Below are 14,629 nucleotides of genomic sequence, written 5' to 3' on the forward strand. Positions count from 1 at the left end.
TCAACCTTGCGCCATCGTGAAAGGGGGTCCCTTTTGCGCGCCGATAGGGGGTCCCGTTTGCACGCCGATTGACAGCCAAGGCCGCCGGGCCCGACTTCGGCGAGCTTCGCCCGCCCGAACAGCGGGCCGTACCACACCACCGAAACCACGCCTGCGGCCACCGCGGCAAGGACGACGGCCAGCCAGTTTACCGGACCCATGTGCAATGTCTCCTCTGGCCCCGGTCTTGCCTAGCGGGGCCCTTCGGCAAGCGCAAACCGGCAGTGGGTGACTGTTCAGCCGAAACCGCCTATGGGCGCGGCGAAATGGCTACGAAAATCCCAGAAGCGCCCAAGGTCGGCATGGTCAGCCTCGGCTGTCCCAAGGCGCTGGTCGACAGCGAGCGCATCCTCACCCGGCTGCGCGCCGATGGTTACGCGATGAGCGGCGACTACGCCGGGGCGGACGTCGTGCTGGTCAACACCTGCGGCTTCCTCGATTCGGCGAAGGAGGAATCGCTCGCCGCGATCGGCGAGGCCATCGCGGAGAATGGCCGGGTCATCGTGACCGGCTGCATGGGCAATGAAGCCGAGCTGATCCGCGCCAGGTTCCCCGATGTCCTCGCGGTCACCGGCGCGCACCAGTACGAGGCTGTCGTCGAGGCTGTCCACGAAGCGGCGCCCCCGGGGCTCGGACCCTACATCGACCTGATCCCGCAGGCCGATCCCGGCGCAGAAGGGGCTGGGGTCAAGCTGACCCCCCGGCACTACAGCTACCTCAAGATTTCCGAGGGCTGCAATCACGCCTGCGCGTTCTGCATCATCCCGCAGCTGCGCGGCAAGCTCGCCAGCCGGCGAATCGATGCGGTCCTGCGCGAGGCGGAGAAGCTGGTCGCGGCGGGGACGAAGGAACTGCTGGTAATCAGCCAGGACACTTCGGCCTACGGCGTCGACGTGCGGCACGAGGAACGGCAGTGGAAGGGCCATCCGGTCCGCACCCACATGACCGACCTTGCCCGCGAACTCGGCCAGCTGCGCACCCCTGCGGGCGAAACACCGTGGGTGCGCCTGCACTACGTCTATCCCTACCCGCACGTCGACGCGGTGATCCCGCTGATGGCCGAGGGGCTGTTGACGCCTTACCTCGACATTCCGTTCCAGCATGCCAGCCCGAACGTGCTGCGCGCGATGAAGCGCCCGGCGAACGAGGCCAAGGTGCTCGAACGGCTCAAGGCGTGGCGCGCGATCTGCCCCGACATCGCGGTCCGCTCGAGCTTTGTGGTCGGCTTCCCCGGCGAGACCGAGGCGGACTTCCAGTACCTGCTCGACTGGCTCGATGAAGCGCAGCTCGACCGGGTCGGCGCGTTCCGGTTCGAGCCCGTGGAGGGCGCCGCGGCGAACGACCTGCCCGATCCGGTGCCGGAAGCGGTCAAGGAAGAGCGCTACGCCCGGATCATGGAAAAGACCGAGGCGATCAGCGCGGCCAAGCTCGCGGCCAAAGTCGGCAGGACGATCCGGGTAATTGTGGACGAGGTCGGCGAGCCGGACGAGGACGGCGATATCGGCGCGACCGGCCGGTCGCAGGCCGATGCCCCCGAGATCGACGGCGCGGTCTACCTGCGCAATGTCGGTCCCGGACTGACGGCGGGCGACTTCGTCGAAGTCCTGGTCGAGGACGCTGATGCCCACGACCTGTTCGGGGTCATCACTTAGAGCCGTCGGTCGGCCAGGATTGCGGGCAGCACTCGCATCGGCCGCGAGAGCGGCGCGACGGAGAGCGCAGCAATCGGGCCATCACGCCGCAGAAAATGACAGCTTGCGCATCGACGAGTCCATTGGCCGCACGAACACGCGGGCGACGACCGGGTATGCCTGCGCGACATGGGCCTCGATAGCTGCAACGAGGTTTTCGACGTCACGCGCGCTCATCGTGTCTTCGAAATCGGCACTGATGATGACCGTGACGAGCTCCGGGGCGGAATGGAGCGTGAGCACTTCGTGGACCCGGACAATGCCGGCGTGCCCCGCCGCGCAGCTGGCGATCGCAGCCACCAGCTCCGGCGAGGCGGCCTCGCCGATCAGCAGCCCCTTGGCCTCGTACAGCAGCAAGACCGCGAGCACGCCCAGGACCAGGCCGATCAGCACCGAGGCGAGACCGTCCCAGAACGGGTTGCCGGTCACGAGGCTGAGGCCAAGCCCCAACGCCGCCAGGGCCAGGCCGACGAGGGCGCCCGAGTTTTCCAGCAGCACGACCAGCGTGGGCGCGTCCTTGGTGGCGCGGATCTCGGCCCAGATCGAGCCGCGGCGGCCGCGATTGAAATCACCCAATGCGGCGAGCGTCGACCAGCCTTCTAGGCCGGCGGCGATCGCCAGCACCGCGAATGCGATCAGCGGGCTGGTGGCCCGTTCCGGCTCGAGGATGTGCAGCACGCCTTCATAGACGGATACCCCGGCGCCCAGCGCGAAGACCAGGATCGCGACGACGAAGCTCCAGAAATAGAGCTCGCGGCCGTATCCGAAGGGGTGCGCGGCGTCGGGCGGGCGCATCGCCCGCTTGCGGCCGTACAGCAGGAGCAACTGGTTGGCGCTGTCCACGAGGCTGTGAACGCCCTCGGTCAACATCGCCGACGACCCGGTGACGACCGCCGCGACGAACTTCGCCACAGCGATGCCGACGTTCGCGCCGAGCGCGATGAAGATTGTTCGGTTCGATCCGCCGGCCATGCGCCCGTTAACGCGTGAACGGCACGGGTGTGCCCGCCCCCGCGCGCGCCAAAGAAAAAGGGCGGCTCCCGAAGGAACCGCCCCAATTCTTGTCGGTGCGAGGGCTGGCTTAGAAGCCGACCTTCACGCCGGTCCGGAAGTAACGGCCGAAGATGCCGTTGCCGCCCTGGACCGGGTTGTAGAGGTGGGCACCGTAGGTGACCGGATCGAGCGGCGGCATGTGGTCGAACAGGTTCAGGACGTTCGTGTAGATCGTGAACTTGTCGTTGACCTTGTACCGGAGGCCCAGGTCGAAGGTCCAGTAGTCCGGCACGCGGCACGGGACCGAACCGTCGTTCAGGCCGCAGTCCTTGTAGCCAGTGCCCTGGTCCATCGCCGAGAGGTCGTAGCCCTGCACCATGTTCGCGGTGAAGTTCACGGTGAACTTCTCCTTGAAGGTCAGGCTGTTGAGCCACGTACCGCGCCACTTCGGCGTGCCCGACCCGGCGGTCAGGTTGAAGTTGCCGAGCGTGCCGTCGTAGCGTTCGAACCCGCCACCCGGGAAGTTCGTCTGCAGCTTGATGATGTAGCTGGCATCGAGTTCCGAGGTCCACTCCAGATCGTCGGTCAGGTTGAACCGGGCGCTGGCGCCAAAGTCCAGACCTTCCGCGATGATCGTGTCGGAGTTGATGAGGGTCGACTGCACGAAGGCGATCTTCGGGCGGGCGTTCGGGTTGTTGATGTCCGGAGCGTCGGCGATGACGGTGAAGCCGGCCGGGATCGGCTGGTTGTTGTAGTACGCCGCGATGGCCGGACCGGTGCTCGCGTTGGTGATCGCACCCGTCTTCTTGATGTGGTAGTAGTCGACGGTGAACGAAACATTCCGCATCGGCTCGACCAGGATGCCGGCGGTGAAGCTTTCGCTCTTTTCCGGCTGAAGGTTGGGCGAGGCCAGCGTGGTCAGACCATAGGTCGCCGCGGTGATGTAGCTCGGGCACGAGGTGTACGTGGCGAGGCTGCAACCATACTGCGACAGGAACGAGTCCGTGTAGATGCCCCTGGCGGCGCTCACGAAGCCCGTGGTCGGCAGCGCGTTTGCTTCACCGAACGACGGGATGCGGAAGCCCTTCGAGAAGGTGCCGCGGAGGACGACCTGCTGGATCGGCTTCACCTTCACGCCGACCTTCGGCGAGAAGTAGTCCTGACCGGTCGAGTAGTTGTCGTAACGGCCCGAGGCGCTGAGTTCCACCTGCGGCAGGATCGGCGCTTCGAGTTCCGCGAAGACCGCCTTGACCGTACGGTGACCGCTGGTGCCGAAGGCGTTCAGGCGGAAGTACCGCTGGGTCGGGCCGTTGATGTCGCTGTTGGCGCTGGGAGCGTCAACGGCTTCATAGTAGATCGAGCCACCGACACCGAGACGGAGCGGACCGCCCGGCAGTTCCATCAGAGCGCCGGTCACGTTCGCGGTCAGCTGGTAGAGGTCCGAGCTGGCAGGGGTCGTGTTGGTCGGCGCGATGTAGTCGCGGATCTGCTGGCTGTTGGCGGCCGGATTGGTGAAGTTGTACTGGCCGCGGGCGATCGCGTTCAGGAAGTTCTGGATATAGACATAGCCAGCCTGGGTGCGGTCAAGGTCGGTGTGCATCGCGGTGCCCTGCACCGAGAAGTCCCACTTGTCCGTGATCGAGCCGTTGATCCCGAAGGCCGCGCGGTAGCTGCGGTTCTTGGTCTCGTTATGCTCGCGGATGTCCGGCAGACGACCGAGGATCTGAGCGCGCAGACCCTGCGATGCGAACGGGTTGTACGGGTTCAGCACGCCATTGGTGGCGTCGCAGCCCGTGTTCTGACCGGTCGCGGTGCCGACGCCGTTGGCGCAGACGTACACCGGGAGGGCCAGCGGGCCCGAACCCGGCGAGACCGCACCGGCGCTGGTCGAGGTCGAGTAGCGCGGGAAGAAGATGCCGACCGGGCCGTTGGCGCGGATTGTCGCCGGGAGCCCGTCGTAGCCGACCTTCGACTGCAGGAAGTTCACTTCGACGTAAGCTTCCGTGGTGTCGTTCAGCTGAGCCGTGACCTTGCCCGACACGCCGAAGCGCTCCACGTCCGGCGTGATGTTGCCGTAGAGATTGGTCAGGTCTTCCTGGCAGACGAAGTTCGTCGGCAGGGCAGCGTTGTCAGCGCGCGCGAGGTCGGCCGCAGTGACGTTCGACTGCGGCAGACCGTTACAGCCGTTGAGGTACTGGTAGCGGGTCGTGCCGGCGGCACGGACCGCGAACGGGGTTGCCTGGCCGAAACCGTGGATCAGGCCATCGTCCTGGCGACCGTTGATGATGTTGTTCGGCCCGCAGGTGCCGTCGTTGCAGACGTTACGCAGGTCGTCGGTGTTGTAGGGGTAGCCGCGGTCGCGGTTCAGCAGGCCTTCGCTCTTGTAGTAGAAGCCGCTGATGTAAGCGTTCCAGCCCTTCTCGTCGAGATCGCCCACACCGGCCGTCATCGACAGGCGATAGGTGGCGGCATCGCCACGCTCGGAGATACCGGCTTCCGCACGGCCACCGATGCCGTTGAACGAACGCTTGGTGATGATGTTGACCACGCCCGCGATCGCGTCGGCGCCGTAGGCCGACGAAGCGCCGTCGCGCAGAACTTCGACGCGCTCGACGATGTCGTCAGGGATGGTGTTGAGGTCGACGAAGTTACGCGAACCGTCGTCAGCCAGCGGGTAGTAAGCAGCGCGCAGGCCGTCGAACAGCACGAGGGTCGAGTTGGTCGACAGGCCACGCAGCGAGACCGCCGAGGCACCGGCGGCGAACGCGCCGTTGGCCGAGAACGAGTTGGTCAGCGCCGGACCGTTGTTCGACGCGAGCTGCTGGAGGCCGTCCTGCACGGTCGCGATGCCGCGCTGGTCGAGGTTTTCCGTCGTGACGGTCGTGACCGGCGAGGCGGTCTCGGTGTCGGCGCGGCGGAAGATCGAGCCGGTGACGATGATCGGGGCGCTGCCACCCTGGTCCGCGCATTCCGGCGCGTTGGGATCGGTCGAGCAATCGACGGCGGCATCCTGGGCGAAGGCGGGGTTCGCGAAGATCGCGAGGCCCAGCGCAAGCGGGGCGGCGCCCGCCTTGAGAGCGGAAATCTTGGTGTTGTTCACGTGTCCAGTCCCTTTATCCGAGCCGGGCCGCGGGTGCGACCCGACCGAGAGCACTTCCCCGGGCTCTGTTTCGTGGCGTCCCTGACAGACGCACGACACCCCTGTGCCCGGGGAAAGATGAGCCTGTGTGGCGCAGTTTTGCGGCCGGGTGAAAGCGCGAATATCCGCAGCGCAGCAATTAGGCCGGATATGTAGCCAAACTGCCACACTCATTCCGTAACCGCCGCTTCCCCCTTGAAAACCGGGCGCTTACGGGTGGTGCAGTGAAATTACAGTGACCGTTACTGACATGGAATAAAATAACAACGGTTACGGTATCGCATGAAACAACAGTGCGTTATCCGGTATTCAGTGCAACTAGTTGGCCCGCACAGGTGCGAGCATCAGCAGCGGATCGAGCCGCGCGTCGCGCCACTTAATCGACCAGTGGAGGTGCGGGCCTGTTGCGCGCCCCGTTGCACCGATCCGTCCGATCTGCTGGCCCTGGACCACGCGGTCGCCCTCCTTCACCAGAATCGCGCTGCAGTGCAGGAAAGCGCTGTTAAGCCCCATCCCGTGGTCGAGCATGATCAGGTTCCCCTCCAGCGTGAAGGGACTCTGCGCCGCGAGAATCACCGCTCCGTCTGCTGGCGCGACGATCGCCGCGCCCGCCCCGCCGGCGATGTCGAGGCCCGAGTGGTACGCTCCGGGCTGGCCCTGGTAGATCCGCTGTGATCCGAACCGGCCGGAGAACCGTCCGGTCGCCGGGGCGATGAACCGCTGCCGCCAGCCTTGCGCCCCGGTGTCCATCTCGCGCGCCGCCTTGATCTGCGCCAGCTCTCCTGCGCGGATCCGCTGGTATTCCTCGCTCGGCAGCTTGCCGGGACGCATGGGCGTGTTGACCCGCTCGATCTGCCAGGCACGCGGCGACACGATGATCGGGAGCACGGCCGTGGCTTCGCCGTCCGCCAGTGTGGCCACCAGCTGGTGCCCGGGCGTGGCATCGCGGTCGAACGCGACAAAGAAGCTGGCGTCGGCAGCAAGCGGGACGGCCGCGCCGTCGAGCGCCAGCGCGATCGTGCCGGACGGTGCCTGACCGCGCAGCCAGCCACCTTGGGTGGCCTCTCCGGCCCAGCTGAAGCTGCCGTCTCCGCCGCCATTGCCGAGCAGCGCAAACCCGGCAGGAGCGACCAGTGCGCCGGCGATGAAGCGGCGGCGGGAGAGTTGGCTCATCTCAGGCCTTCGGCAGCATCCGCTGCGTGGCCACATCGGGGCTGGCGTAAGGCTCCTGCCGCTCGACCGACCAGTAGCGCAGGTGATCGAGCGGGATCTCCGCGGCGGTGACCGCGCAGATCACGTGGTCGCCGGCGGAGAGCTGGCGGAAGCCGTTGGGCAGGTACTGGAGGCGGGCGGCGCGGCCCTTCGCGGACATCAGCATGGACATGATCTAGGGCCTCGCGCGGCTCAAAACAATTCCTGCTGTCCGGCAGGGGGCGGCGAAGGGGGGCGTTTTGCGGTGGGCCGAGGCGGTGCGGCCGCTGCGGTCGCGACATCGAGGGTGCCATCGGCGAACTCCAGCCGCAGCGCGGGCTTGTCCGCCGCGGCGGCGCGGCTTTTGACCACTTGCCCCTCGATCGTGGTCACCAGCACGTAGCCTCTCTCCAGCGGCGCCCGCGGGTCGAGCGAGCGGCGCACCCGGTCGAGCGCCGCGACTTCGCCGCGCGCCCGCTCGATCCGCTGCAGGACCAGCTCGGGCCTGAGGCGCTGGGCGGCCAGCCGTTCGCGCTCGCGCGCGACGCGCGCCGCCAGCAAGGCCGGGCGCAGCGCGCCGGCGTGGCGAGAGAGCTGCGACCCGGCAATCTCGGTACGATGGATCAGGGCCCGGCGCAGGCGCTCGCCGAGGTCGTCGAGGCGCTGGGCCTGTCCGTCGAGCAGTGCTTGCGGGCGGGGCAACCGGCCGGCCCGCGCCTCCAGCCGCTCGCGCGCCTGGCCGAGCAGGCGCAGCGAGCCGCGCCGCTGGCGGGCGTGGAGTTCCGCCAGCTGCGTCATCAGTTCGCCGCGCACCGGCACGGCCATTTCCGCGGCGGCGGTGGGGGTCGGCGCGCGCACGTCGGCGGCGAAATCGGCCAGCGTGGTATCGGTTTCGTGGCCGACGGCGCTGATCACGGGGATGGTGGAGTCGGCAATCGCGCGGACCACCTCTTCCTCGTTGAACCCCCACAGGTCCTCGATCGAGCCGCCGCCGCGCGCGACGATCACCACGTCGGGGCGGGGCACCGTTCCGCCCGGCACGATCGCCGAGAACCCACGCACCGCGTTCGCCACCTGGCTCGCCGCGCCTTGGCCCTGGACCAGCACCGGCCACACCAGCACCCGGCTGGGGAATCGGTCCGACAGACGGTGGAGGATGTCGCGAATGACCGCCCCGGTCGGCGAGGTGACGACGCCGATGACGGACGGCAGGAACGGGATCGCCCGCTTGCGCGCCCGGTCGAACAGCCCCTCGGCCTCCAGCCGCGCCTTGGTTTTCGCCAGCAGCGCGAGCAGCGCGCCCTCCCCGGCGATCTCCATCCGCTCGATCAGGATCTGGTAGTTCGAGCGGCCGGGATAGGTCGTCAGCTTGCCGGTCGCGACGACCTCCACCCCGTCTTCGGCAAGAAAGCCCAGCCGCTGGGCGCTGCCGCGCCACATCACGCCGTCGAGCCGCGCGTTCTCGTCCTTCAGGCAAAGGTAGAGGTGGCCCGAGGCGGCGCGCTTCACCCCCGAAAGCTCACCGCGCACGCGCACGAAGCCGAAGCGGTCCTCGACCGTGCGCTTGAGCAGCGCGGATATCTCGGAAATCGACAGCGGCGCGGCGTTGTCGCCGGCCCTATCCCTCGCTAGGAGCCCGCCAGCATCATTTTCATCGGAAGAGGTAGGGCCGGGCATGAACATCCTGCTGCTGGGGTCGGGCGGGCGCGAACATGCGCTGGCGTGGAAGCTCGCGCAATCGCCTTCGTGCGGCAAGCTGTGGGCCGCGCCGGGCAATCCCGGCATCGCCGAGCACGCCGAGCTGGTTTCGCTGGAGCTTACCGACCATGCTGGGGTGATCGCATTCTGCGAAGCGCACGAGATCGGGCTTGTCGTCGTCGGCCCCGAAGCGCCGCTGGTCGACGGGCTGTCGGACTCGCTTCGCGGCGCAGGGTTCTCCGTGTTCGGACCGAGCCGGCAGGCCGCCCAGCTCGAAGGCTCGAAGGGGTTCACCAAGGACCTCTGCGCCCGCGCGGCGATCCCCACCGCCGGATACCTGCGCACCCGCTCGGAGGCTGAAGCGCTGGCCGCGCTCGACCAGTTCGGCGCGCCGGTGGTGATCAAGGCCGACGGTCTTGCCGCGGGCAAGGGCGTGGTCGTGGCGATGACGATGGACGAAGCCCGCGCCGCGGTGGCCGACATGTTCGACGGGGCGTTCGGCGCGGCAGGCGCGGAGGTCGTCGTCGAGGAATTCATGGAAGGCGAGGAGGCGAGCTTCTTTGCGCTGACCGACGGCAGCACGATCGTGCCATTTGGCTCGGCCCAGGATCACAAGCGTGTTGGCGACGGCGACACCGGCCCCAACACCGGCGGCATGGGCGCATACAGCCCGGCCCGGGTGCTCACCCCGCTGCTCGAGGCCGAAGTCATCGAAAAGATCGTCGCCCCGACCGTGCGGACCATGGCGGCGGAGGGCATGCCCTATGTCGGCGTGCTCTATGCCGGGCTGATGCTGACTGCCGAGGGCCCCAGGCTGATCGAATACAACGCCCGCTTCGGGGACCCCGAATGCCAGGTGCTGATGCTGCGACTGGAGAGCGACCTCGTCGAGCTTCTCGCCGCCGTCGCCGACAGCAAGCTGGGCGCGATCCAGCCCCCGCGCTTCTCGCCCGACGTGGCGATGACGGTGGTCATGGCGGCGGAAGGCTATCCCGGTACGCCGAAGAAGGGCGGGCGGATCGACGGCGTGGCCGAGGCCGAAGCTGCGGGCGCGAAGGTGTTCCATGCAGGCACCGCCCTTGCCAATGGCACATTGGCGGCAAACGGCGGCCGCGTGCTCAGCGTGACCGCACGCGGCAAGTCGGTGCGCGAGGCGCGGGATGCCGCCTATGCGGCGGTGGACAGGCTGGATGCCCCGGAACTGTTCTGCCGGCGAGATATCGGCTGGCGCGAGATCGAGCGGGAAGTGTAGCGCGCTGCACAAGGCGCATGTTGCCTTTCTCTCGGAAGGATACCTGCTTGTCACTTGGCAGAAGCCAAGGTAGCTCCCGCTTATGCGAGCATTTGTAGTCCGGCATTACAAGCTGTTCGAACGCGTCTGTCAGCTTGTCGCACTGATGCTGCTCGTCTGCATCTTGGGCCGGTACTTTTTTCCCGAACGCATCTCTCACGACGCGTTCTCCGCCATATTTGCGGCGTTCGCGATTCTTCAATTCATTCTGCTGTTCGGGCGCGACGAGACTCAGACGATCGTCAAAGATTTGCGGCCCGCCCGCGCGGCCCTTGGCGTTGTTCTCGTAACGGGCCTCGTCGGAGCCTTCGAGCTGGGCAAGCAATTCAACAGCTATGTTGTGGTGTTGGGTTTGCTGGTGCTTACCGGCGTGGCTGCTGCTGCGGCATACCGCTTTGCGGAGCGCTACGCCGACGAGATCGGCGAAGCGCGCTTCGACACGCGCAATCCGGCCGAGAAGCAGGAGGAAGTCGATCAGCGGCAGCCGTGGTCCGGTTTTGGTTTTGATGGAAACGGCCGCAAGGGTTGCGGCGGTGCTATGGATATCGCTCGGCCTTGTTCTTTCCGGCTATCTCACCGGCATCCTCACTTTTGCCGAGCCCGACGTCCATCCAAGAATATCATTCTACCAACTGCTGTGTGCGCTGCCTGCTCCGCTCGCCGTATTGGTAGCATTCCGCAGTCTGGCACAGGCCTCGCTGCTCATCGTCGTCCAAATTCTACTGATTGTCATCGGCGCGTTCGGGGCTGGAACCTAACGCTGGCCTAGAGCCCCGCCAGCGCCTTCAAATCCGCCTCCGGCCTTGCCCCATAGTGGCTGATGACCTCCGCCGCGCAGATAGCGCCGAGCTTGAGGCTCTGTTCCAGCGAATGGCCGCGGACGTGGCCGAACAGGAAGCCGGCGGCGAAGAGGTCGCCCGCGCCGGTCGTGTCGACGACCTTGTCGATCGGTTCGGCCGGGACGTGGGCGTGTTCGCCGCCCGACAGGGCATGCGCGCCCTTCTCGCTGCGGGTGACGACGACCGTGCCGACCCTGCCGCCAAGGTGGGTGATGCCTTCATGGAAGTCCTCGATCCCCGTGAGCGCGGCGAGTTCGTGTTCGTTGGCAAACAGGATGTCGATCTGCCCTTCGGCGATCAGCTGGCGGAAGTCGTCGCCATGGCGCGAGATAACGAACGCGTCGGACAGGGTGAAGGCGACCTTGCGGCCCGCCGTTCGGGCGGCGGCGATGGCGCGGCGCATCGCCTTGCGCGGCTCCTCCGGGTCCCACAGGTAGCCTTCGAGGTAGAGCACGCTGGCCGCCGCGATCTGCGCTTCGTCGAGCGCTTCGGCGGGCAGGTACTGAGACGCGCCGAGGAACGTGTTCATCGTCCGCTGCCCGTCGGGCGTCACGAAGATCAGGCACTGAGCGGTCGGCGGGTCGGCCGGGCGGCTGGGCGTGTCGAAGACGATGCCGCCGGCGCGGATGTCGTGGGCGAAGACCTTGCCGAACTGGTCGTCCGCGACCTGGCCGATGAACGCGCACTTCGCGCCGAGAGCGGCAAGCCCGGCCAGCGTGTTCGCCGCCGAGCCGCCGGAGATTTCCTTGGCCGGGCCCATTGCGTCGTAGAGCTCCCGCGCCCGCGCGGTATCGACCAGGGTCATCCCGCCCTTGGCCAAGCCCAGGCGGTCGATCGTCGGATCCTCGCACGGGGCCATGATGTCGACGATGGCGTTGCCGATGGCGATCACGTCGTAAGTCGGGGCGGTCATGGAGGTCTCCGGCGGCGGGAAGTGCCGGCGCGCGCCTAGCGGGACCGGGCGCGACGCGCAAGTTGACTGGAAGAGGAACCCCGGCGATCACGCGAATGATGCTGACCGCCTTCTCGCTCGCCCTCGCCCAGCTCGGCGATCGCCCGATCCGCGCCGTGCTGCTCAAGAGCGCGGCGATCACCCTGGTTGCCTTGATTGCGCTGGGTTCGCTCGGCTGGTGGGGGCTCGACCACCTGCTCGCCGCAGGCGGGCTGGGCGACCGGCTCCTGCCGCATGGCGGCGCGCTTCGCCAGGTGCTGGCGGCGGTGCTGGCGCTCACGCTCGGCTGGCTGCTGTTCCGGCTGGTGGCGATGGCGGTCATCCAGTTCTTTGCCGACGAAGCGGTGATCGCGGTCGAGGCGCGGCACTATCCGGCAGCCGCGCAGTCAGCGCGGCCGCTGGGGTGGCGGGCGGAACTGGCGCTCGGCCTGAATGGCTTGCTGCGGGCACTGGGCTACAACGTGATCGCTCTGCCGATTGCGCTGCTCCTGCTGGTCACCGGGGTCGGACCCGCCGTGCTTTTCGCCATCGTCAACGCGGTGCTGCTCGGCCGCGAACTCGACGACATGGTCCGCCTGCGTCACCGCGACGCCAACGGCGCACCGCTGGGGAAGCTGCCGGGGTTGACGCGGTTCGGCCTCGGGCTGGTCGTGGTCGTGCTGCTCGCCGTTCCGATCGCCGGGTTTATCGCACCGCTCGTCGGCGCGATGATGGCAACGCACCTCGTCCACCGGCGGACCCGCAGCTATGGAGCGCGGCCATGACCATGCGCTCCCTGCTCATATTGCCCGCCCTGGCTCTCCTCGCCGCATGCGAAGGCACCGGGGCAACCACAAGCGGGACCGGCAAAGCGGCTGTCGTGAAGAGCGCGCCGCGCCCGGCCGCGGGTCCGCTCACCGCGCCCGCGGCCAAGCCTGTCGCCAGGATCCAGTCCGCTCCCGGTCTGGAAGGCGTCATCGGAGCCAGTCCCGAAGCGGTGATCCGCCAGTTCGGCCAGCCACGGCTCGACATTCGCGAAGAGGATGCGCGCAAGCTTCAGTGGAGCGGCACCGCCTGCATCCTCGATGTTTTCTTCTATCCCCCGCCCGGCGGAGGGCAGCAAAGCGCAACCTACGTCGAGGCGCGGAGGGGCGACGGGCGCGAGGTGGACCGTGCCGCCTGCATCGCTGCGCTAAGAAAGCCCTGACTTACCAGCCGTCGAACCAGCGACGGCGCGGGCGGGTCAGCGCATCGACGGGCTCCGCGACCACCGGCGTGGGCGTTTCTGCGCGGCCTTCGGCCCGGGCGGCGCGCAGTTCAGCCTCGTGGACCTTCGCGGCGGCTTCACGCTCGGCGATCTCGGCGCGGCGCTCGAGAGTCAGCCGTTCATAACCCCAGCGCATCTGCGAATGCGCGAACACGCCCAGCAGGCCGCCGACGATGGCCAGGTTCTTCAGCGCCATGATCTGCTGCATCGGATCGCCGAGCTGGTTGTGGAAGAACAGCGTGGCGGCGAGGGTGAAACCGGCCAGCAGGATTGCAACCAACCGGGTCATGAAGCCCAATGCCAGGGCAAGTCCGCCGAGGATCTCGAAGATGCCAGTCGGCATCGCAAGGCCCGAAGGCAGGCCCGCCGCGGTGATCATGGCCTCGGTGCCGGGTACGTCGATCAGCTTGCCGAAGCCCGAAAGGACGAACAGCAACGCGATCAGGATGCGGCCGATGGCGGCTGCGATGGTGGACATGGATTCTCTCCCCGCATGAACGCCCGCACCGCTCCCCTGCGAGGCTGATGCGGGTTCAATCGACGGGGGCGAGGGTGGTTCCGGAAGGTTTCGGCTGGACCCAATCGAAGAAGGCCGCAAAGCCGGGTTCGGAGACGTCGGCAAGCGTGTAGCGGTCGAGCACGCCGAGGAACGCATCGAGCGCCTCCGCGAGCACGCAGGACAGGCGGCAATCGCTGCGCAGGACGCAGCCCGAGCAATCGGCAAGCCGCATGCCGCGCTCCAGCTTGCGAACGACCGTGCCGACCCGTAGCTCGGACGGCGGGCACGCCAGCCGAATGCCACCATTCCGGCCGCGCACGGAAACCGCGAACCCTTCCTGGACCAGCGACTGCCCGACCTTGGCGATGTGGTTGTACGAAAGCCCCTGGGCCCGCGCGAACGCCGAAAGTGACAGCGGTGCCGGATCGCCGGCGAGTTCGCCGCGCGCCAGCACGACCAAAATGCGCAAGCCATAATCGGTGTGTTGGGTCAGCTGCATGGTCCGGACAAAATCGAGTTTCTGCTTGCACAAATCAAGCATCAATTATACTGGTATTATCGATACTGCATTAAGCGTAGACAGGGAGGACACCAATGCGCGTTGCATCCGAACAGGCCATGACCATCGTCAAGGCCACTGCCCCGGCGATCGAGAAGCACGGCGTCGCCATCACCACCGCGATGTACAAGCGCCTGTTCGAGAACAAGGAAGTCGAGGCGCTGTTCGACCGCGCCGCCCAGGATAGCGGCGAGCAGCCCCGCCGCCTCGCCAACGCGATCCTCGCCTACGCCAGGAACATCGACAAGCTCGAGGCGCTGACTGCCGCGGTCGAGCGCATGGTCCAGCGCCACGTCGAAACCGGGGTCAAGGCCGAACATTATCCGTTTGTCGCCGCCGCGCTGCTGCCGGCGATCCGCGACGTGCTGGGGGCGGACGTAGCGACCGACGAAGTCCTCGCCGCATGGGGCGAAGCCTACTGGATGCTCGCCGACATTCTTATCGCCGCCGAGGCCCAGGCCTACGAGACCGCGCAGGCCGCCTGACTTCCTT

14 protein-coding genes and 1 pseudogene are annotated in these 14,629 nt (G+C 67.3%); 6 read left to right on the plus strand and 9 right to left on the minus strand.

Translation table 11 applies throughout. From position 1 onward, the window contains the following. A pseudogene (locus AC3WLD_RS02505) lies at nucleotides 1-200 on the minus strand (hypothetical protein); the annotation flags it as partial. Nucleotides 201-305: 105 nt separating this feature from the next. Between AC3WLD_RS02505 and rimO the strand changes: the two are divergent. Beyond that, entirely contained in the window at nucleotides 306-1,691 is a 1,386-nt protein-coding gene (rimO, locus tag AC3WLD_RS02510) for a 30S ribosomal protein S12 methylthiotransferase RimO (RefSeq protein WP_492555342.1), read from the plus strand. A gap of 81 nt (nucleotides 1,692-1,772) precedes the next feature. Here the strand turns inward: rimO and AC3WLD_RS02515 are convergent, their stop codons facing one another. The 5 genes from AC3WLD_RS02515 to xseA all read right to left on the minus strand — a co-directional run bounded on the left by AC3WLD_RS02515 (nucleotide 1,773) and on the right by xseA (nucleotide 8,730). After that, a complete protein-coding gene (locus tag AC3WLD_RS02515) occupies nucleotides 1,773-2,702 on the minus strand; it encodes a cation diffusion facilitator family transporter (RefSeq protein WP_492555343.1) in 930 nt (309 codons plus the stop codon). Nucleotides 2,703-2,811: 109 nt separating this feature from the next. After that, entirely contained in the window at nucleotides 2,812-5,823 is a 3,012-nt protein-coding gene (locus AC3WLD_RS02520; protein WP_492555344.1) for a TonB-dependent receptor, read from the minus strand. Nucleotides 5,824-6,180: 357 nt separating this feature from the next. Beyond that, nucleotides 6,181-7,035, minus strand: a complete 855-nt coding sequence (locus tag AC3WLD_RS02525; RefSeq protein ID WP_492555345.1) for a M23 family metallopeptidase — start codon at nucleotides 7,033-7,035, stop codon at nucleotides 6,181-6,183. A 1-nt stretch (nucleotide 7,036) separates the two neighbouring features. Then, a complete protein-coding gene (locus AC3WLD_RS02530; RefSeq protein ID WP_492555346.1) occupies nucleotides 7,037-7,240 on the minus strand; it encodes a DUF2093 domain-containing protein in 204 nt (67 codons plus the stop codon). Between the two features lie 26 nt (nucleotides 7,241-7,266). Then, nucleotides 7,267-8,730: an exodeoxyribonuclease VII large subunit gene (xseA, locus tag AC3WLD_RS02535; protein WP_492555347.1), complete on the minus strand. Its 1,464-nt coding sequence runs from the start codon at nucleotides 8,728-8,730 to the stop codon at nucleotides 7,267-7,269. Between xseA and purD the strand changes: the two genes are divergently transcribed. Together purD and AC3WLD_RS02545 are read left to right on the plus strand one after the other, a co-directional pair. Then, a complete protein-coding gene (purD, locus tag AC3WLD_RS02540; RefSeq protein WP_492555348.1) occupies nucleotides 8,729-10,003 on the plus strand; it encodes a phosphoribosylamine--glycine ligase in 1,275 nt (424 codons plus the stop codon). The two genes, xseA and purD, sit on opposite strands and share 2 nt — an antisense overlap. A gap of 82 nt (nucleotides 10,004-10,085) precedes the next feature. Next, the gene (locus tag AC3WLD_RS02545) at nucleotides 10,086-10,811 is read left to right on the plus strand and encodes a hypothetical protein (RefSeq protein ID WP_492555349.1); all 726 of its coding nucleotides are present in this window, start codon (nucleotides 10,086-10,088) and stop codon (nucleotides 10,809-10,811) included. Here the strand turns inward: AC3WLD_RS02545 and AC3WLD_RS02550 are convergent. Continuing rightward, nucleotides 10,808-11,794 (minus strand): adenosine kinase, encoded by a 987-nt coding sequence (locus tag AC3WLD_RS02550; protein WP_492555350.1) that lies wholly within the window; start codon nucleotides 11,792-11,794, stop codon nucleotides 10,808-10,810. The two genes, AC3WLD_RS02545 and AC3WLD_RS02550, sit on opposite strands and share 4 nt — an antisense overlap. A 95-nt stretch (nucleotides 11,795-11,889) precedes the next feature. On the opposite strand from AC3WLD_RS02550, the gene AC3WLD_RS02555 reads away from it, so the two are divergent. Both AC3WLD_RS02555 and AC3WLD_RS02560 read left to right on the plus strand, forming a co-directional pair. Next, complete coding sequence (locus tag AC3WLD_RS02555; protein ID WP_492555351.1) at nucleotides 11,890-12,597, plus strand: EI24 domain-containing protein; 708 nt, start codon at nucleotides 11,890-11,892, stop codon at nucleotides 12,595-12,597. After that, entirely contained in the window at nucleotides 12,594-13,019 is a 426-nt protein-coding gene (locus AC3WLD_RS02560; RefSeq protein WP_492555352.1) for a hypothetical protein, read from the plus strand. Before AC3WLD_RS02555 ends, AC3WLD_RS02560 begins: the two co-directional genes overlap by 4 nt. Nucleotide 13,020: 1 nt before the next feature. Here the strand turns inward: AC3WLD_RS02560 and AC3WLD_RS02565 are convergent, their stop codons facing one another. Then, on the minus strand, nucleotides 13,021-13,557 hold the full coding sequence (locus AC3WLD_RS02565; protein ID WP_492555353.1) for a DoxX family protein: 537 nt from the start codon (nucleotides 13,555-13,557) through the stop codon (nucleotides 13,021-13,023). Between the two features lie 55 nt (nucleotides 13,558-13,612). After that, nucleotides 13,613-14,077, minus strand: a complete 465-nt coding sequence (locus AC3WLD_RS02570) for an RrF2 family transcriptional regulator (RefSeq protein WP_492555354.1) — start codon at nucleotides 14,075-14,077, stop codon at nucleotides 13,613-13,615. Nucleotides 14,078-14,172: 95 nt separating this feature from the next. Between AC3WLD_RS02570 and AC3WLD_RS02575 the strand changes: the two genes are divergently transcribed. Continuing rightward, nucleotides 14,173-14,622 carry a globin domain-containing protein gene (locus tag AC3WLD_RS02575; RefSeq protein WP_492555355.1) on the plus strand — a complete coding sequence of 150 codons (450 nt, stop codon included), beginning with the start codon at nucleotides 14,173-14,175 and terminating at the stop codon, nucleotides 14,620-14,622. Nucleotides 14,623-14,629: the final 7 nt, after the last annotated feature.

The organism is Novosphingobium sp. FW305-C-111, from assembly GCF_058783565.1.